Genomic DNA, 17,785 nt, shown 5'->3' on the forward strand with positions numbered 1-17,785 from the left:
GACCGCTGTCGCTGGGCGGCTGTCGTGGCCTTCGCGAAGGGGGCAGTATGAAGAACACCCGTATTCATTCCTGGCCGATCCGCCTGATGCACTGGCTCAATGCCCTGTGCATGGTGTGCATGTTCATGAGCGGCTGGGCGATCTACAACGCCTCGCCGCTGTTCGGTTTCAGGTTTCCCGCCGAACTGACCGTCGGCGGCTGGCTCGGCGGCTCGCTTGCCTGGCATTTCGCATTCATGTGGCTGCTGGCGATCAACGGCCTGGCCTATGTGCTCCATGGCCTGCTCAGCCGGCACTTCCAGCGCGACCTGCTACCGGTTTCGCCCCGTGCCGTGGCGCGTGACATGAGCGCTGCGTTGCGCCTGAAGCTGGTACACGAAAAGGGCGTCTACAACGCGGTGCAGCGCCTGATGTACTGGTTGGTGCTGGCCGCCGGTGTGCTGATCGTGCTGTCGGGGCTGGCGATCTGGAAGCCGATTCAGCTCCAGCAATTGACCGCCTTGTTCGGCGGCTACGATGCCGCGCGCTACGTTCACTTCGCCGCGATGGCGGCCATCGGTGCCTTCGTCGTGGTGCATCTGGTGCTGGTGTTGCTGGTGCCCAAGACCCTGTTGCCGATGATCACTGGCGGCACGCGGCCGATTCGAATAGGAGACCGCCAGGTATGAGCGCTTCGAAAAAAGGCCCGCGCATCCAGCTCGAGCCTGCCCAACGCCTGCAACTGGAGAACATCCAGCGTCGCAACTTCCTGCGTGGTGGGCTCACGGTCGGCGCGATGGCGATGCTCAGTGGCTGCAATCTGCAGGATGGCGATCAGGTCGACCGTGTGCTGTGGGCCATGTCGCGCTGGAACGATCGGGTCCAGGCCTGGCTGTTCAGCGGCCAGCGGCTCGCCCCGACGTTCAGCAAGGCACAGATGACCCAGCCTTTCCCTTTCAACGCCTATTACGGCCAGGACGACATTCCCGAAGTGGACCTGTCCGACTACGCCCTGAGCGTCTCGGGCCGCGTGCGCGACAAGTCGCCCTGGACCCTCGACGGCCTGCGCAAGCTGCCCCAGCGCACCGACATCACCCGGCTGGTCTGCGTGGAGGGCTGGAGCGCGATCGGGCAGTGGGGCGGCGTGCCGCTGCGCATCTTCCTCGAACATATCGGGGCAGACACCACGGCCAAGTACGTCGGCTTCAAATGTGCCGATCGCTATTACTCCAGCCTGGACATGGCCACCGCGCTGCATCCCCAGACCCTGCTGGCGCTGGATTATGGTGAGGTCGCACTGCCGCCGGAGTATGGCTATCCGCTGCGGCTGCGGGTGCCGACCAAGCTGGGGTTCAAGAACCCCAAGCACATCGTCGAGATCTACGTCAGCAACGATAATCCTGGCGGGTATTGGGAAGATCAGGGGTACAACTGGTTCAGCGGGATCTGATCCAGGCCTCGATGCTGGTCCGCCCGCAGCATCTCGATGTAGCGCTGCACCGCCGGCGCCTTTTCGAAGCGGCGATGCAGCAGGGCCAGGCACGAGCGCGGTTGGCAATCTTCGATCGGCCGGTAGTTGACCTGCGGCAGGCTGACCCGGCGCACCATCGACTCCGGCACCACCGCGATGCCCTGGCCCAGCGACACCAGGGCCACCACTGCCACCAGGCTGCCGGGCTGCGGCCCCAGGTGGGGGGTGAAGCCGCCCTGTGCGGCGACCGCCAAGGTGCCGGAGATCTGCTCGGGCAGGATGAAGGTTTCCCCGGCCAGCCGTGCGGCGTTGATCTGCGGCAGTTCGTTGAGGCGGGAGCTGGAGGGCAGGGCGAGGACGAAGCCTTCTTCCAGCAGCGTGATGGCGTTCAGTTCTTCTGGCAGCTCCATGGGCATTCGTACATAGGCGAGGTCAAGCAGCCCGTCACGAACCAGCTCGGGCGAGGCCATCATGCCGACCTCGCGAATATTGAGCTGGACGCCGGGGCAGGATTGACTGAAGTGCGTCACCTGCTGCTGCAAAAGCCCCGAGTACGCCGCAGAAGCCACATAACCCAGCTCGATACGCCCCACATCACCCCGCCCGGCCCGCTGCGCGCCAAGTTGCGCAGCATCGAACTGGCGCACCGCCTGCAACGCCTCGACCCGCAGCGCTTCACCCGCGGCGGTGAGACGCACGGCCCGCTGGTTGCGCTGGAACAGGCGCACACCCAGTTCGTTCTCCATGTCCTGGATCTGCCGGCTCAGCGTTGGCGGAGCGATGCCCAACTGCTCAGCGGCACGGGTGAAGTGACCGTGCTGGGCAACGCTCAGGAAGTAGCGGAAATGGCGGATCTCCATGGGTGCTTGTCGGCTCCGGGACGCGTAAGGGTGCTGCCACGCTACAAGGCCGTTGGTCCGGGTGCCAAGTGCCTAGGTAAAAAAACGGCGTGAAATTCGCTTTTCACGCCGTGGCCGCACAGGGCGCGGCCCAATCACTTCGAACGGCTCAGCCTCGGGTACTCGTTGTGCGCATACTCTGCGTCAACCCCGCGCCTGTGCCGCTTCGAAGCATCCCGATGCACACCAGCGACAGTGTCACCGCCAGTCGACGGACAGCCGATACCGTGGTCTTTATCAAAGATCTGGATGGGGTGTTCATGATGTGTCCTGGCCAGTGTATTGATGACCGTTCAATGCTACGGCTGGCGATCGTTGTGATTCGTGAGTAATTGATGTTTACTGATCATTTTTCGTGATGAGTTGAGATCCCCATGTCTTCGCATCCTTCGTCGTCGGCACTTGCGCTGGATATCGTGCTGTTGCGTACCTTCCTTGCGGTGGTCGACCTGCGCGGTTTCGCCGCTGCGGCCGATCGTCTGGCGCTGACGCCGTCAGCGGTCAGCGGCCACATCAAGCGCCTGGAGGAGAGCCTGGGGACGCGCCTGTTGCAGCGCACCACCCGCCAGCTGGACATGACGCCAGCCGGAGAGACGCTCTACACCTACGCCCGCAATATCCTCGACCTGGAGCAGGAGGTGCGGGCGCGCCTGCGCGGTGAGTCGTCCGCCGGGCGTTTGGTGATCGGTGCTTCCGAAGACTTCGCCGGCACCTGGCTTGCGCAGGTGCTGCAGGTGTTTCGCCGGGGGCATCCGGGCATCGCCATCGAGCTGCGGGTGGGCATCACTACCGAACTGCTGCGCCAACAGGCGGAGGGTGAACTGGATGTGGTGTTCGGCAAGCGCTGCGCACGCATCGAAGACGACAGTGAACTGCTGTGGGAAGAGCCTCTGGTGTGGGCCTTCGCCGAACACACCGCCTTGCCGTCCGATGAGCCTGTGCCGCTGTCGGTGTTTCCCGAGCCATGCGTGTATCGCGAGTCGGCGATCAATGCTCTGGCGGCGGCGGATATCGACTGGCGCTTGGCGTTCGAGAGCCGCAGCATGGCCGGTTGCCTGGCTGCGGCGCAGGCTGGCTTCGCCGTCAGCCCTGTGGCGCAGAGCCAGTTGCGCCACGGGCTGCGCGCGGTGGACGAAAGCGAAGGCTTGCCGCCACTGGCGACGGCACGTTTCCACGCCTTCACCGGCAAGCCCACGCCGATGACCCGCGCGCTGGTCGATGCCGTGCGCGAGGTGGGGCGCAGGCGCCGCTTTGCCAGCGACTGACGCGTATCATCGCCCGGCGTCGTGTTGCGTGCAGAGGGAGGTATCAGCACGCCCCCGGCGATGCCGGGGCGTGAGATGTCTTATTGGAATGGGGGACGTGCGGGTAGGTAGTCAGCGAGTCGATCAGGCGTCTTGCAGGGCATCGCGATAGGCGAACAACCCAGGTGTTCCGCCGGTCATGACGAACAGCAGGTTGTCGCCGCGCACATAGCGGTCGCTCTGCAGGTCGGCGATCAAGCCGGCGAATGCCTTGCCGGAATACACCGGGTCCAGCAGCAGGCCTTGATGGCGGGCCATCAGGCGCAGGGCATCGAGCATCTCGGGAGTCGGTAGCCCATAGCCTTTGCCAAGGTAATTGCCATCCACCTCGATGTCGTGCGCTTCGATGTCGGCTGGCAGGCCGAGCAGGGTTTGGACATGGTGTGACAAATCCAAGGTCTGGCGTTGTGCAGTGCTCGCGTCTGCCAGTACCGCGTAGGACTTCACCAGGTTGGCGCCACGTCCGAGAGCGGCGAATCCTGCACTAAGGCCGGCATGGGTGCCGGAGCTTCCGTTGGCCGTGAACACCCGCGTGAACTGCAGGGCCAGGGCCTGCTCCTGCTCGGCGATTTCCTGTGCGGCCCTGACATACCCCAGGCAGCCCAGGGCGGTAGAGCCGCCGGTAGGGATCACCTTGACCTTGTGGCCCGCCTTCTCCAACTGCGCTGCCCGCAGTTCGGCCGAATGCAGCGCGCTGATTCCGTCGGGGCTGATATGCACCCTGGCGCCAAAGAGCTCGTCCAGCAGCACATTGCCGCTGTGCTCGTATTCTTCACCCTCCTTGGCGACTGCCCGCGACAACACCAGTTCGCAGGGCAGGCCCAGTGACGCGCAGGCCGCCGCGGTCAACCTCGCGTGGTTGGACTGCAGGCCTCCGACGGTGATGACATGCTCGATGCCGTCATGCAGTGCTGCGCCCAGCAGAAACTCGAGTTTCCTCAGCTTGTTGCCACCGCCACCGAGCGCCATGAAGTCGTCCCGCTTGGCGAACAGACGGATACCACGCACCTCGAGCCCCAAGACCTGTTCCAGCGCGACGAGGCGTTGAATGGGCGTGGCCTGTTCAATCAAGCACGTGCGTGGGAACTGTTCGAGCTGTGAGATGAGCGTCCTCATGATGAAGCACCGTGGTTGTGAGTTGACGACGACACGTTATTGGAAAATTATTTGTTAATAAATAAAGGTTTTGTTCAATTAATTTTAACTGAGAGTTAAATATGGATCGTCTGCGCGCAATGGAAGTCTTCGTCACCGTGGTGGAGCAAGGCAGCTTCAGCGCGGCTGCCGAGCACCTGCGGCTGTCGACCGTGATGGTCAGCAAATACATCCGGGGGTTGGAAGAAGCGCTGCAGGTGGAGTTGATTCAGCGCAGTACCCGGCGCATGCGCGTTACCGAGGCGGGAAGGGTGTTCCATGAAGAGTCTCGCCAAGCGCTGGAGCAGGTGCGCCGGGCCTACGAGCAAGTCGAGAGCTTGCAGAAGGCACCCAGCGGCCTGCTGCGAATCAGTGCACCGATGACCTTGGGCTCGGCGCTGGTGGCGCCGATCGTGGCGCAGTTTCTGCGTGAGCATCCGCAGATGCGCGTCGATCTGGTCCTGAGCAACAGTGTAGTCGACCTCATGGCCGAGGGTTTCGACCTGGCGTTTCGTATCGGCGAGCTGGGAGATGTCGATCTGGTCGCCAAGCCGCTGCGCCCCTATCGCATGGTGATCTGTGCGGCCCCGGCCTATCTGGACGAACAGGGTTGGCCCACGGTGCCGGCCGATCTCGGCAAGCACCGCTTGCTTGTCCATTCCAGTTGGACCCATCGCTTTAGCTGGCCGCTGCAGGACGCCGGGCGTGAATACTCCTGGCCGGAACACTGGACGCTCAAGAGCAACGACGGCCAGGCGCTGCGCCTGGCTGCGATCAGTGGCAACGGCATCCTCATGCAGCCGGAATTCCTGGTCGCCGATGACCTGCGCGAGGGGCGGTTGGTCTCGTTGCTCGAACCCTTCCTGCCGGCGACTCGCCCGGTCAATCTGGTCTACCTGCGCCAGCGCAGCGCGTTGTCCAAACTCGACGCCTTCGTGCGGTTTGTGATGCAGCGCGCTGGCTAGCTGTAGTTGGCTTTGAACGTTCCATTGTCGGGGCTGTGGTAGTTAGCTTCTGCCGCGACTATGCCAAGATCGCAGACAAACTACTTGGATTGCCGTTGGGCAATTAGCGAGATGCGTGTAGGAGATGTCCTGATCTGAAGTTCGGGCAATAAAAAAGGCTGCCCAAAGGCAGCCTTTTCGAATCGCCAAGCGATCAATCCCAGCTCAACGCCCCACCAGTCTGATACTCGATCACGCGCGTCTCGAAGAAGTTCTTCTCTTTCTTCAAGTCCATGATCTCGCTCATCCAAGGGAACGGGTTGGTCGTCCCTGGATACTCTTCCTTCAGACCAATCTGGGTCAGGCGACGGTTAGCGATGAACTTGAGGTAATCCTCCATCATCGCCGCGTTCATCCCCAGCACGCCGCGAGGCATGGTGTCGCGAGCGTATTCGATCTCCAGCTGGGTCCCTTGCAGGATCATCTGGGTCGCTTCTTCCTTCATCGCCGCATCCCACAGGTGCGGGTTCTCGATCTTGATCTGATTGATCACGTCGATACCGAAGTTCAGGTGCATCGACTCGTCGCGCAGGATGTACTGGAACTGCTCGGCAACGCCGGTCATCTTGTTGCGGCGGCCCATCGACAGGATCTGGGTGAAGCCGCAGTAGAAGAAGATGCCTTCCAGTACGCAGTAGTAGGCGATCAGGTTACGCAGCAGCTCTTTGTCGGTTTCGACGGTGCCGGTGTTGAACTCCGGATCCGAGATGGCGCGGGTGTACTTCAGGCCCCAGGCGGCTTTCTTCGCGACCGATGGGATCTCGTGGTACATGTTGAAGATCTCGCCTTCATCCATGCCCAGCGACTCGATGCAGTACTGGTAGGCGTGGGTGTGGATCGCCTCTTCGAAGGCCTGGCGCAGGATGTACTGGCGGCACTCGGGGTTGGTGATCAGGCGGTACACGGCCAGGGCCAGGTTGTTGGCAACCAGCGAGTCGGCGGTGGAGAAGAAGCCGAGGTTGCGCATCACGATGCGGCGCTCGTCTTCGGTCAGGCCGTCCATGCTCTTCCACAGGGCGATGTCGGCGGTCATGTTGACCTCTTGCGGCATCCAGTGGTTGGCGCAGCCGTCGAGGTACTTCTGCCAGGCCCAGTCGTACTTGAAAGGCACGAGCTGGTTGAGGTCGGCGCGGCAGTTGATCATGCGCTTCTCGTCGACCGCGACGCGGGCCGAGGAGCCTTCGAGCTCGGCCAGGCCTTCGGCGACGTCGAGGGCGTCGAGGGCAGCCTTGGCGCGCTTGACCGCGTCGGAGTCGGTCGCGGTGGCGGCGCGGGCTTCCAGGGCGGCGGCACCGCCGGCGCTGTCGAGCTTGTCGAGGGTGGCGCTGGCATTGGCCTGCGCAGGGGTGTTGCCTTTGGCGGCGACTTCGCCGTCTTCCTTATCGAATTCGTCCCAGCTCAGCATGGTGAGGTTCTCCTGCTTGAGGGCCATCTATGGAGTATGGCCGGTGGATCTTGGTTGCGGTGCGGTGCACGCAAATCGGAAGCGCCCTTTGAGGGCTGGCCGCTGCAATGGGCAGCGGCTTTTTATGTCTGTCTGCAGGAGAGGTGGTGGCCTCTTCGCGGGCAAGCCCGCTCCTACAGGGTGCTGTGCTGTGGCACAGAAAGTTGAGGCTTCCCGGGGGAAGCCTCAGCCAAGCCTTACTGGCAGGCTTCGCAATCCGGCTCGTCGATGGCGCAGGCCTTCGGTACCGGGGCTGGGCCCGCGGCCTGGACCGGGGCGCTGTCGCCGCCGCTGGAAACGGCGTTGAGCTTGCCGGTGTTGATGGTCGACTTCTCGGTGCTGGTCGCGGCCAGGGCACGGAGGTAGTAGGTGGTCTTCAGACCACGGTACCAGGCCATGCGGTAGGTGACGTCCAGCTTCTTGCCCGAAGCGCCGGCGATGTACAGGTTCAGCGACTGGGCCTGGTCGATCCACTTCTGGCGACGCGAGGCGGCATCGACGATCCACTTGGTGTCGACTTCGAACGCAGTGGCGTACAGGTCCTTCAGCTCTTGTGGGATACGCTCGATCTGCTGCACCGAACCGTCGTAGTACTTCAGGTCGTTGATCATGACCGAGTCCCACAGGCCACGGGCCTTCAGGTCGCGGACCAGGTACGGGTTGATCACGGTGAACTCGCCCGACAGGTTCGATTTGACGTACAGGTTCTGGTACGTCGGCTCGATCGACTGCGACACGCCGGTGATGTTGGCGATGGTTGCGGTCGGCGCGATGGCCATGATGTTCGAGTTGCGGATGCCTTTCTGTACGCGCTCGCGGACCGGAGCCCAGTCCAGCGACTCTTCCAGGTTGACGTCGATGTACTTGGCGCCACGGGCCTCGATCAGGATCTGTTGCGAGTCCAGCGGCAGGATGCCCTTGGACCACAGCGAACCCTGGAAGGTCTCGTAGGAGCCGCGCTCATCGGCCAGGTCGCACGAGGCCTGGATGGCGTAGTAGCTGACCGCTTCCATCGACTTGTCGGCGAACTCGACGGCAGCGTCCGAGCCGTACGGGATGTGCTGCAGGTACAGCGCGTCCTGGAAGCCCATGATCCCCAGGCCGACCGGGCGGTGCTTGAAGTTCGAGTTCTGTGCTTGCGGCACCGAGTAGTAGTTGATGTCGATCACGTTGTCGAGCATGCGCACGGCGGTCTTGACGGTACGCGCCAGTTTCGCGGTGTCCAGCTTGCCATCGACGATGTGGTTCGGCAGGTTGATCGAACCCAGGTTGCACACGGCGATTTCATCGGCGTTGGTGTTCAAGGTGATCTCGGTGCACAGGTTCGAGCTGTGGACCACGCCCACGTGCTGCTGCGGCGAACGCAGGTTGCACGGGTCCTTGAAGGTCAGCCATGGGTGGCCGGTCTCGAACAGCATCGACAGCATCTTGCGCCACAGGTCTTTGGCCTGGATGGTCTTGAACACCTTGATCTTGTTGTACTCGGTCAGGGCTTCGTAGTACTCGTAGCGCTCTTCGAAGGCCTTGCCGGTCAGGTCGTGCAGATCAGGAACTTCGCTTGGCGAGAACAGGGTCCACTTGCCGTCGTCGAAGACGCGCTTCATGAACAGGTCCGGGATCCAGTTGGCGGTGTTCATGTCGTGGGTACGGCGACGGTCGTCACCGGTGTTCTTGCGCAGCTCGAGGAATTCCTCGATGTCCAGGTGCCAGGTTTCCAGGTAGGCACAGACCGCGCCCTTGCGCTTGCCGCCCTGGTTGACCGCAACGGCGGTGTCGTTGACCACTTTCAGGAACGGCACGACGCCTTGCGACTTGCCGTTGGTGCCCTTGATGTACGAGCCCAGGGCGCGTACCGGGGTCCAGTCGTTGCCCAGGCCGCCAGCGAATTTGGACAGCATGGCGTTGTCGTGGATGGCCTTGTAGATGCCCGACAGGTCGTCCGGAACGGTGGTCAGGTAGCAGCTGGACAGCTGCGGACGCAGGGTGCCGGCGTTGAACAGGGTCGGGGTCGAGGCCATGTAGTCGAACGACGACAACAGGTTGTAGAACTCGATCGCACGGGCTTCGCGGTCTTTCTCCTGCAGCGCCAGGCCCATGGCGACGCGCATGAAGAACACCTGCGGCAGCTCGAAGCGCACGCCATCCTTGTGGATGAAGTAGCGGTCGTAGAGGGTCTGCAGGCCCAGGTAGGTGAACTGCTGGTCACGCTCGTGATTGATGGCCTTTCCCAGGCGCTCCAGGTCGTAGCCCTTCAGTGCGGGGTCGAGCAGCTCGAACTCGACGCCTTTCTCGACGTAGGCCGGCAGGGCCTTGGCGTACAGCTCGGCCATTTCGTGGTGGGTGGCGCTGTCGGCCACGCCCAGGAAGCCCAGGCCTTCGGCGCGCAGGGTGTCCATCAGCAGGCGGGCGGTGACGAACGAGTAGTTCGGCTCGCGCTCGACCAGGGTACGGGCGGTCATCACCAGGGCGGTGTTGACGTCCTTGATGGCCACGCCGTCGTAGAGGTTCTTCAGGGTGTCGCGCTGGATCAGGTCGCCATCGACTTCGGCCAGGCCTTCGCAGGCTTCGCTGATGATGGTGTTCAGGCGCGCCATGTCCAGCGGCGCCAGGCTGCCGTCGGCCAGGGTGATGCGGATGCTTGGGTGCGGCTCGACCACGGCGTCGGTGTGGGCGCGGGTGGCGCGCTCTTTTGCGCGCTGGTCGCGGTAGATCACGTAGTCACGGGCGACTTTCTGCTCGCCGGCGCGCATCAGGGCCAGTTCGACCTGGTCCTGAATTTCTTCGATGTGGATGGTGCCACCCGATGGCATGCGGCGCTTGAACGTGGCAGTGACCTGCTCGGTCAGGCGCGCGACGGTGTCGTGGATGCGCGACGAGGCGGCGGCGGTGCCACCTTCAACTGCAAGGAACGCCTTGGTGATGGCAACGGTGATCTTGTCGTCGGTGTAGGGGACGACAGTGCCGTTGCGCTTGATCACACGCAGTTGGCCCGGAGCGGTCGCAGCCAGATCCTGGTTCGAATCAGCGGCCTGCGGCGCCTTGGCCTGCGGGTTCTCGCGAGTTGTGTCGGTTTGCATGGGTGTCTCCACAGTTTCTATATTGTTCAGGCGCCTTGTGGGCGCCCACCGTTCCATCCATCAGTTCGACCGGCCCGGGCGGGGGATGCCACGCGCACGTGCATCCGCCCGCTCGGGCTTACCGACTTCGGGACAGACTCAGGAATAAGGGGCAATCACTTGCCGCTCCCTGGCCGAAGTCAAAGATTCTGGGTCACGCCCAAAAACTGTTGCTGTCGGGTGCCAGGCGATGCCTGCAACACCCATACCCGAACAAGGCCCTGGCGGGCTTGCCTCGGTCGCGCCTCCGCAGGAGCGGTTTGGCTGCTGAAATCACCGTAAGTTCCGGCTGAAAAAACGCTTGAGTTTCTGCCTGGACTTGTGTTTGTGATTTGGGGCGAAGCCACAACATGTAGTGGTTCGCTGCAATGGGGATACAAGATAATGCGGTATTGGGGGCTTTGCAAGGCGAGCCGCTGTGGATAACTTGTGAGTACTTTGTGTGTGAAAGGTGGGTATTCGCTGTAGGCCTTGTCGCAAGAGGTTTTTGCCCGTTTCAGGCCTGTGACAGAATTTTTCGCGTGGTTGGCAGTGCCTGGGGCGGGACGTAGTATCCGGGGGCTATGTTGCCCTTTGGTGAAGGGCGGCAGCAGCCCCATCGTGGGGCAAGCCTGCACCCACCGTAGCGCACCAACAACAAAAATCTTGAACAGAGGTGACCGGCGATGGACCAGCCCAACAACCGCATCCTGATCGTCGAGGATGACCAGCGCCTGGCCGAACTCACAGCCGAATACCTGCAGGCCAATGGCTTCGAGGTGGCGGTGGAGGGCGATGGCGGGCGGGCGGTGCGGCGCATCATCGACAGCCAGCCTGATCTGGTGATCCTCGACCTGATGCTCCCCGGAGAGGATGGCCTGAGCATCTGCCGGCGGGTGCGCGGGCAGTTCCCCAACCCCATCCTCATGCTCACCGCGCGCAGCGATGAACTCGACCAGATCCAGGGGCTGGACCTGGGGGCTGACGACTATATCTGCAAACCGGTGCGCCCGCGCCTGCTGCTGGCACGCATCAATGCGCTGTTGCGTCGCAGCGATGCGCCGCAGGGCAAAGGGCATGATCTGAGCTTTGGAGGGCTGCGCATCGACAACCGCCTGCGCGAGGCCTGGCTGGGCGAGCAGCCGATCGATCTGACCGGTGCCGAGTTCGACCTGCTCTGGCTGCTGGCCAGCAACGCCGGGCGGGTGCTGTCGCGCGAGCAGATCTCCACCTCGCTGCGCGGGGTGGGCTATGACGGCCAGGATCGCTCCATCGATGTGCGCATCTCCAAGATTCGCCCCAAGATCGGTGACGATCCCATCCACCCGCGCCTGATCAAGACCCTGCGCAGTAAGGGTTACCTGTTCGTCGGCGATGCCACCCCATGAATTCGATCTTCCTGCGCATCTATGGCGGCATGCTCGCGGTGCTGGTGCTGGTCGCGGTGCTTGGCGTGCTGAGCCTGCACCTGGTCAACGAGGTGCGCGCAGGCCAGCACCGCGAGGGCCTGGCGCAAGGCACCTTCAGCCTGATGGCAGACAACCTGGCGATGCAGAACGAAGTGGAGCGCAAGCGGTCGCTGGTGATCTGGGAACGCTTGCTCGGGGTGCCGCTGGACCTGGCGCCGCTGTCGATGCAGACCCTCGATGCCGGGCAGCGCAGCCGCCTGGCGCGTGGCCTGGTGGTGGTGGAGAAGACCGGCCCGCATGCGGCCAAGGTCTTGCGCCAGGTGGCGCACGAGGACGTTGTGCTGGTCGCGCAGGTCAAGCAGGTCAGCGAGCAGTTGGCCCGTGCCACGCTTTATCTGCTGGCTGACGAACTGGTGCGCTACCCGGTGACCGAGCAGCAGCAGCGGTTGGCGCAGATCAGGCAGAGCAAGGGGTTCGGCTTCGACATCGCCCTGCAGCGGATCGAGCGGGTAGGGCTGGACGACGATCAGCGGCGTCGGGTAGAGGAAGGCGACACGGTGATGGCGCTGGGGCGCGATGGTGACTCGATCCGCGTATTCGCCGGTTTGTCCGGCTCGCCATGGGTGCTGGAAATCGGCCCGCTGTACCAGCTCAACCCTTATCCTCCGCAATTGTTGATCCTGATCGCCTTTCTCGGCCTGTGCCTGATCGGGTTGGTGGTGTACCTGCTGGTGCGCCAGCTCGAGCGCCGTGTCTCGGGGTTGGAGATGGCGGCCTCGCGCATCGCCCAGGGCAGCCTCGAAACCCGCGTGCCGGCGGGCGATGCGGACTCGGTCGGGCGTCTGGCGGCGGCGTTCAATGGCATGGCCGAGCATTTGCAGCGTTCGCTGAGCATGCAGCGTGAGCTGGTGCGGGCGGTGTCCCACGAATTGCGCACGCCGGTGGCGCGCCTGCGCTTCGGCCTGGAGATGATCGAGAGCGCCAGCACCGAGCAGGCGCGGAGCAAACACCTGGCGGGCATGGACAGCGATATCCAGGACCTGGACCGGCTGGTCGACGAGATGCTCACCTACGCGCGCCTGGAGCAGGGCGCGCCGGCCCTGAAGTTCCAGCGCATCGACCTGGACAGCCTGCTCGATCGGGTGATCGATGAACTGGCGCCGCTACGCGCGGATGTGCGGGTGACTCGCGGGGCGTGTGAGCTGGGCGAAGACCAGTTGGCCTGGGTCGAGGCCGAACCGCGCTACCTGCATCGGGCGCTGCAGAACCTGGTGAGCAATGCCATGCGCCACGCCGAGTCCGAGGTGCGCCTGAGCTTTCAGCTCGGCCAGCAACGTTGCCGCATCGAGGTCGAGGACGACGGTCCGGGGATTCCCGAAGGCGTCTGGGACCGCATCTTCACGCCCTTCACGCGCCTGGATGACAGCCGTACCCGTGCCTCGGGAGGGCATGGCCTGGGCCTGTCGATCGTGCGGCGGATCATCTATTGGCACGGTGGACGGGCGCAGGTGGGGCGCAGCGAGGCGCTGGGTGGCGCCTGCTTCAGTCTGAACTGGCCACGACAGCAGGCGCCGGGGTGAGGCTCAGGCGCTGATCAGGCTGAGCAGGTGGCCGTCCTGCAGGCAGAACTGGCCATCCAGTTCGCGGCCGTGGTGCCACTCGCTCGACAGGTCGGTGAGCAGGCGCAGGCGTGCGTGGCCCGCGGCGTCCCACTCCAGCACTTCGGCGTGTTCGAAGTAGAAGCGCTTGAGGGTCAGGGGGTAGAGGGCCTTGAACAGGCTTTCCTTGAGCGAGAAGGTCAGGGTCACACCGAGGCCAATCCTTGAACGGTCCAGGCGCTGCAACTCGTCGGCGGTGAGGATCTCGCCCGCCAGGCGCTCGGCGCGCTCGTCGTCGAGCAGGTTTTCCTGGTCCAGGCCGATGCCCTGGCAGGCGCCTTCATGGGCGACCACGGCAGCGGCCCAGCCCTGGCCATGGGTGATCGAACCTCGGATGCCGGCGGGCCAGATCGGTGAGCGGTCTTCGTGGCTGCCCGGAACATAGTCGCGGCCATCCAGACGTTGCAGCGCCGCGCGGGCACAGACCCGGCCGGCCAGGTACTCGGCCTGGCGCTTGGCTACCGAGCGCTGCAGGCTGGGGCTCTGTGCAATGCCCGCGCGCTGGAAGTCGTCCGCGGCCAGGCGCTTGGGATCGAAGGCGCAACTGACCAGCACCGCGCCGGGGAGGGGCTGGGGCAGGGGCCAGTGGTGCTGGAGTGGGGTGCAGCAGGTGGGGAGTCTGTCCATGGGCGGTATTGTGCCAGTTCCGGCCCTTTCGCGGGCAAGCCCGCTCCTGCAGGTGCGCAAAGAACTCGTAGGGGCTTGGGCCCCTACTTGAACGCCTGCTTGAAGAACGCCTGCATGTCCTTCCAGGAGCTTTCATCTGCCGCCTTGTCATAGCCGATGTCCGGCCCGCCATGCGCGCCATGACTCAAGCGGTCCGCATCCGGGTTGGTAAAGCCATGCTTGGCCCCGGGAATGCCAACGAACTGCATGTCTGCTCCGGCATCCTTCATTTCTTTCTTGAAGGCTTCGACCTGCTCGGCCGTGACCATGCTGTCGGCCTCGCCATGCTCGACCAGGATCTTCGCCCTGACCACGCCCGGTTTGGCCGGTGTCTGGGTGACCAGCGCGCCGTGGAAACTCACCACACCATCGAGCTTCTCGCCCCGGCGTGCAGCGTCGAGCACTACCTTGCCGCCGAAGCAGTAGCCGACGGCGCCCAGCTGGTGCTTGTTGGTGTTGGGTTGCAGCTTGAGCAGTTCGAGCCCGGCGTCGAAGCGTCGCGCCGCTGCTGCTGGATCCTTGAGCGCTGCCGCCATGAACGCCTGGGCGTCCTGCGGGTGCTCGGTGTGCTTGCCGTCGCCATACATGTCGATGGCCAGCGCGTTGTAGCCCAGCGCCGCGAGGTCGCGGGCGCGGCGTTTGGCGTAGTCGTTCAGCCCCCACCATTCATGCACCACGACCACACCGGGGCGCTTGCCCTCGATGGCGTCGTCATAGGCGTAGTAGCCGATCAGCGCAGTGCCGTCGGCGTCCTGGTAGCGGATCTCGCGGGTCTGTACCGCCGCCTGGGCGAAGGCGGCGCTGCACATCAGGGCCAGGGCAAGCAGTGAACGCATGAGGGGGTCTCCAGGAAAGATGCAGCCGTATCGGGTTCGTTCAGCCAAGGTTCAGCCGGGGTTCAGGAGCGGTTCAGGGCGCCCTGCTTACTCTAGCCCCCAGACCGAAACAGCGCACCTACTGGAGTAACAAAGCATGAAAGCACTCAACACCCTGATGGTTGCCATGGCTGTTTGCGCAGCTGGCGTTACCGCCACCGCCCAGGCCGACGACACCTTCGCCAGCCTGACCTACGGCCAGACCAGCGACAAGGTCCGCAAGTCCGGCCTGCTGCAACGCAACACCGACAACTTCAACGCTGACGGCATCATCGGCAAGGACAGCACCTGGGGCCTGCGTGTCGGCCAGATCAACGATCAAGGCCGTTACTACCTGACCTACGACAACGTTTCCGGCGATCACAGCGGCGTCAAGCTGCGTCAGGAAAACCTGCTTGGCAGCTACGATGTGTTCCTGCCGATCACCGACACCACCAAGCTGTTCGGCGGTGGCAGCGTGGGCGTCACCAAGCTGACCCAGACTTCCTCCGGTTATAGCCGCGACACCGACTATGGCTACGCAGTCGGCCTGCAGGCCGGTGTTCTGCAACAGGTCACCGACAATACCTCGGTGGAACTGGGCTACCGTTACCTGACCAGCAATGCCGCCACCGAACTGTCTTCGCACGGTGGCCCGAAGGATGGCACCCTGCGCCTGAAGAGCAGCGCCCAGACCTACCTCGCCGCCAGCTACAAGTTCTAAGGTCGAGGCTCATCGAACCGGCAGGGGTTTCCCGTGCCGGTTCGCTGTTATGCTGTGCCGGCCCTGATCGCTCGGCGATTCGGGAGATTTAGACAAAGGAGATGCGGCATGAAATTGCTGGTGGTCGAGGACGAGGCGCTACTGCGCCATCACCTGTATACGCGTCTTGGCGAGACCGGGCATGTGGTGCAGGCGGTGGGCGATGCCGAAGAGGCGCTTTACCAGGCCGAGCAGTACAACCATGACCTCGCCGTGATCGACCTGGGCTTGCCAGGCATGAGCGGGCTGGACCTGATCCGCCAGTTGCGTAGCCAGGACAAGACCTTTCCCATCCTGATTCTCACCGCCCGCGGCAACTGGCAGGACAAGGTCGAAGGCCTGGCCGCCGGTGCCGACGACTATGTGGTCAAGCCTTTCCAGTTCGAAGAGCTGGAGGCGCGCCTGAACGCGTTGCTGCGTCGTTCCAGCGGCTTTACCCAGTCCACTATCGCTGCAGGCCCGCTGGTGCTTGACCTCAATCGCAAGCAGGCAACGCTGGACGAGCAGCCGCTGGCGCTCACCGCCTATGAATACCGGATTCTCGAATACCTCATGCGCCATCACCAGCAGGTGGTGGCCAAGGACCGTCTGATGGAGCAGCTCTACCCAGACGACGAGGAGCGCGACCCCAACGTCATCGAAGTATTGGTCGGCCGCCTGCGCCGCAAGCTCGAGGGCGACAACGGCTTCAAACCCATCGACACCGTGCGCGGCCTGGGCTACCTGTTCACCGAGCGCTGCCGATGATCCGCTCGCTGCGCCTGCGCCTGATGCTGGCCGCAGCGCTGCTGGCCCTGCTGTTCATGCTGGCGCTGTTGCCGGCGCTGCAGAAGGCCTTCAGCCTGGCCCTGCAGGAGTCGATCGAGCAGCGCCTGGCCTCGGATGTCACCACCATGATCTCGGCGGCGCGCATCGAGCATGGGCATCTGCAGATGCCCGAGCTGCTGCCCGACGAGCGCTACAACCTGCCCAACATGGGCCTGCTTGGCTACATCTTCGACCGCGAGGGCCGGCTGGTCTGGCGTTCACGCGCCACCGCCGACAAGCACATCAACTATCAACCCCGCTATGACGGTCGCGGCAACGAATTCGCGCGGATCCGCCAGGACGACGGCGACGAGTTCTTCGTCTATGACGTCGAGGTCAAGCTGCTCGGCGGCAAGAGTGCGGCGTTCAGCATCGTCGCGTTGCAACCTGTGCGCGAGTACCAGCACACCCTCGATGGCCTGCGCGAGAAGCTCTACCTGGGCTTTGGTGCGGCCTTGCTGGCGTTGATGGTGCTGCTCTGGGCCGGCCTGACCTGGGGGCTGCGATCGTTGCGTCGCCTGAGCCGAGAGCTGGACGAGGTGGAAAGTGGCGCCCGTGAAGGGCTGAGCCGTGAGCACCCACGCGAGCTGCTGCGCCTGACCGGCTCGTTGAACCGCCTGCTGCACAGCGAGCGCGAGCAACGTCAGCGTTATCGCGACTCGCTGGATGACCTGGCGCACAGCCTCAAGACTCCGCTGGCGGTACTGCAGGGGGTTGGCGAAAGCATGGGCCAGCGCAGCGACGAGCGCGAGCAGGCGCGGGTGCTGCAAAGCCAGATCGAGCGCATGAGCCAGCAGATCGACTACCAACTGCAACGTGCCAGCCTGCGCAAGAGTGGCCTGGTGCGGCACAAGGTGCGCCTTGCGCCGGTGCTCGAAAGCCTGTGCAACACGCTGGACAAGGTCTATCGCGACAAGCGTGTCACCGTGACCTTGAGCATTCCCGAACAGGCATGGGTGCCGATCGAGGAGGGCGCCCTGCTCGAATTGCTCGGCAACTTGCTGGAGAACGCCTATCGCTTGTGCCTGGGGCAGGTGCGGGTAAGCCTGGAGCAGTTGCCTGGGCAGCAGGTCTTGTGTGTCGAAGATGACGGCCCCGGTGTGCCGCCCGGCCAGCGCATGCGCATTCTGCAGCGCGGCGAGCGCCTGGACAGGCAGCATCCGGGGCAGGGGATCGGGCTCGCGGTGGTCAAGGACATCATCGACAGCTTCGATGCCCGGCTTACGCTGGATGATTCGCCCCTGGGCGGGGCGGCATTCAGGATCGTGTTCAACCTGGAGTGATCTTGCGGGCGGGGG

General features: G+C 63.8%; 15 protein-coding genes. 9 read left to right on the top strand and 6 right to left on the bottom strand.

Going from position 1 to position 17,785, the window contains the following annotated elements:
• Window positions 1–47 precede the first annotated feature (47 nt).
• Window positions 48–668, top strand: coding sequence for a cytochrome b/b6 domain-containing protein (locus AB688_RS09055; protein WP_063543548.1), 621 nt, complete (start codon window positions 48–50; stop codon window positions 666–668).
• The gene (locus tag AB688_RS09060) at window positions 665–1,429 is read left to right on the top strand and encodes a molybdopterin-dependent oxidoreductase (RefSeq protein WP_063543553.1); all 765 of its coding nucleotides are present in this window, start codon (window positions 665–667) and stop codon (window positions 1,427–1,429) included. Before AB688_RS09055 ends, AB688_RS09060 begins: the two co-directional genes overlap by 4 nt.
• Here AB688_RS09060 and AB688_RS09065 read toward each other — a convergent pair.
• The gene (locus tag AB688_RS09065; protein WP_063543555.1) at window positions 1,399–2,310 is read right to left on the bottom strand and encodes a LysR family transcriptional regulator; all 912 of its coding nucleotides are present in this window, start codon (window positions 2,308–2,310) and stop codon (window positions 1,399–1,401) included. The two genes, AB688_RS09060 and AB688_RS09065, sit on opposite strands and share 31 nt — an antisense overlap.
• A 413-nt stretch (window positions 2,311–2,723) precedes the next feature.
• Here AB688_RS09065 and AB688_RS09070 point away from each other — a divergent pair, with 413 nt between their 5' ends.
• Window positions 2,724–3,614, top strand: coding sequence for a LysR substrate-binding domain-containing protein (locus AB688_RS09070; RefSeq protein ID WP_063543557.1), 891 nt, complete (start codon window positions 2,724–2,726; stop codon window positions 3,612–3,614).
• Between the two features lie 123 nt (window positions 3,615–3,737).
• Here AB688_RS09070 and AB688_RS09075 read toward each other — a convergent pair whose 3' ends face one another.
• Window positions 3,738–4,769 carry a D-cysteine desulfhydrase family protein gene (locus AB688_RS09075; RefSeq protein ID WP_063543559.1) on the bottom strand — a complete coding sequence of 344 codons (1,032 nt, stop codon included), beginning with the start codon at window positions 4,767–4,769 and terminating at the stop codon, window positions 3,738–3,740.
• Between the two features lie 101 nt (window positions 4,770–4,870).
• Here AB688_RS09075 and AB688_RS09080 point away from each other — a divergent pair, with 101 nt between their 5' ends.
• Window positions 4,871–5,752: a LysR substrate-binding domain-containing protein gene (locus tag AB688_RS09080; protein WP_063543561.1), complete on the top strand. Its 882-nt coding sequence runs from the start codon at window positions 4,871–4,873 to the stop codon at window positions 5,750–5,752.
• A gap of 193 nt (window positions 5,753–5,945) precedes the next feature.
• Here the strand turns inward: AB688_RS09080 and AB688_RS09085 are convergent, their stop codons facing one another.
• Both AB688_RS09085 and AB688_RS09090 read right to left on the bottom strand, forming a co-directional pair.
• A complete protein-coding gene (locus tag AB688_RS09085; protein WP_054892954.1) occupies window positions 5,946–7,196 on the bottom strand; it encodes a ribonucleotide-diphosphate reductase subunit beta in 1,251 nt (416 codons plus the stop codon).
• 236 nt (window positions 7,197–7,432) lie between these two features.
• Window positions 7,433–10,312 (bottom strand): ribonucleoside-diphosphate reductase subunit alpha, encoded by a 2,880-nt coding sequence (locus AB688_RS09090; RefSeq protein ID WP_054892920.1) that lies wholly within the window; start codon window positions 10,310–10,312, stop codon window positions 7,433–7,435.
• Between the two features lie 704 nt (window positions 10,313–11,016).
• Here AB688_RS09090 and AB688_RS09095 point away from each other — a divergent pair.
• Both AB688_RS09095 and AB688_RS09100 read left to right on the top strand, forming a co-directional pair.
• On the top strand, window positions 11,017–11,718 hold the full coding sequence (locus AB688_RS09095; protein ID WP_054892919.1) for a response regulator transcription factor: 702 nt from the start codon (window positions 11,017–11,019) through the stop codon (window positions 11,716–11,718).
• Window positions 11,715–13,319, top strand: coding sequence for an ATP-binding protein (locus AB688_RS09100; protein ID WP_063543563.1), 1,605 nt, complete (start codon window positions 11,715–11,717; stop codon window positions 13,317–13,319). Before AB688_RS09095 ends, AB688_RS09100 begins: the two co-directional genes overlap by 4 nt.
• Window positions 13,320–13,322: 3 nt before the next feature.
• Here AB688_RS09100 and AB688_RS09105 read toward each other — a convergent pair whose 3' ends face one another.
• Window positions 13,323–14,024 carry a 4'-phosphopantetheinyl transferase family protein gene (locus tag AB688_RS09105; RefSeq protein ID WP_063543565.1) on the bottom strand — a complete coding sequence of 234 codons (702 nt, stop codon included), beginning with the start codon at window positions 14,022–14,024 and terminating at the stop codon, window positions 13,323–13,325.
• A gap of 83 nt (window positions 14,025–14,107) precedes the next feature.
• Window positions 14,108–14,899, bottom strand: coding sequence for a dienelactone hydrolase family protein (locus AB688_RS09110; protein ID WP_054892916.1), 792 nt, complete (start codon window positions 14,897–14,899; stop codon window positions 14,108–14,110).
• A 136-nt stretch (window positions 14,900–15,035) separates the two neighbouring features.
• Between AB688_RS09110 and AB688_RS09115 the strand changes: the two genes are divergently transcribed.
• From AB688_RS09115 to AB688_RS09125, 3 genes are all read left to right on the top strand, one after another.
• On the top strand, window positions 15,036–15,641 hold the full coding sequence (locus tag AB688_RS09115; protein WP_054892915.1) for an outer membrane protein: 606 nt from the start codon (window positions 15,036–15,038) through the stop codon (window positions 15,639–15,641).
• 108 nt (window positions 15,642–15,749) lie between these two features.
• A complete protein-coding gene (locus AB688_RS09120; protein WP_054892914.1) occupies window positions 15,750–16,427 on the top strand; it encodes a response regulator in 678 nt (225 codons plus the stop codon).
• Window positions 16,424–17,770, top strand: coding sequence for an ATP-binding protein (locus tag AB688_RS09125; protein WP_054892913.1), 1,347 nt, complete (start codon window positions 16,424–16,426; stop codon window positions 17,768–17,770). The genes AB688_RS09120 and AB688_RS09125 overlap by 4 nt, the downstream gene beginning before the upstream one ends.
• Window positions 17,771–17,785: the final 15 nt, after the last annotated feature.

It is taken from the genome of Pseudomonas putida (assembly GCF_001636055.1).
Classification (GTDB): domain Bacteria; phylum Pseudomonadota; class Gammaproteobacteria; order Pseudomonadales; family Pseudomonadaceae; genus Aquipseudomonas; species Aquipseudomonas machongensis.

Bases quoted from the DNA above. Each gene is read 5' to 3' on its own strand.
- AB688_RS09075 (WP_063543559.1), bottom strand. From the start codon at position 4,769: ATGAGGACGCTCATCTCACAGCTCGAACAGTTCCCACGCACGTGCTTG.
- AB688_RS09085 (WP_054892954.1), bottom strand. From the start codon at position 7,196: ATGCTGAGCTGGGACGAATTCGATAAGGAAGACGGCGAAGTCGCCGCC.
- AB688_RS09055 (WP_063543548.1), top strand. From the start codon at position 48: ATGAAGAACACCCGTATTCATTCCTGGCCGATCCGCCTGATGCACTGG.
- AB688_RS09115 (WP_054892915.1), top strand. From the start codon at position 15,036: ATGAAAGCACTCAACACCCTGATGGTTGCCATGGCTGTTTGCGCAGCT.
- AB688_RS09095 (WP_054892919.1), top strand. From the start codon at position 11,017: ATGGACCAGCCCAACAACCGCATCCTGATCGTCGAGGATGACCAGCGC.
- AB688_RS09125 (WP_054892913.1), top strand. From the start codon at position 16,424: ATGATCCGCTCGCTGCGCCTGCGCCTGATGCTGGCCGCAGCGCTGCTG.
- AB688_RS09060 (WP_063543553.1), top strand. From the start codon at position 665: ATGAGCGCTTCGAAAAAAGGCCCGCGCATCCAGCTCGAGCCTGCCCAA.
- AB688_RS09110 (WP_054892916.1), bottom strand. From the start codon at position 14,899: ATGCGTTCACTGCTTGCCCTGGCCCTGATGTGCAGCGCCGCCTTCGCC.
- AB688_RS09100 (WP_063543563.1), top strand. From the start codon at position 11,715: ATGAATTCGATCTTCCTGCGCATCTATGGCGGCATGCTCGCGGTGCTG.
- AB688_RS09120 (WP_054892914.1), top strand. From the start codon at position 15,750: ATGAAATTGCTGGTGGTCGAGGACGAGGCGCTACTGCGCCATCACCTG.
- AB688_RS09090 (WP_054892920.1), bottom strand. From the start codon at position 10,312: ATGCAAACCGACACAACTCGCGAGAACCCGCAGGCCAAGGCGCCGCAG.
- AB688_RS09105 (WP_063543565.1), bottom strand. From the start codon at position 14,024: ATGGACAGACTCCCCACCTGCTGCACCCCACTCCAGCACCACTGGCCC.
- AB688_RS09065 (WP_063543555.1), bottom strand. From the start codon at position 2,310: ATGGAGATCCGCCATTTCCGCTACTTCCTGAGCGTTGCCCAGCACGGT.
- AB688_RS09080 (WP_063543561.1), top strand. From the start codon at position 4,871: ATGGATCGTCTGCGCGCAATGGAAGTCTTCGTCACCGTGGTGGAGCAA.
- AB688_RS09070 (WP_063543557.1), top strand. From the start codon at position 2,724: ATGTCTTCGCATCCTTCGTCGTCGGCACTTGCGCTGGATATCGTGCTG.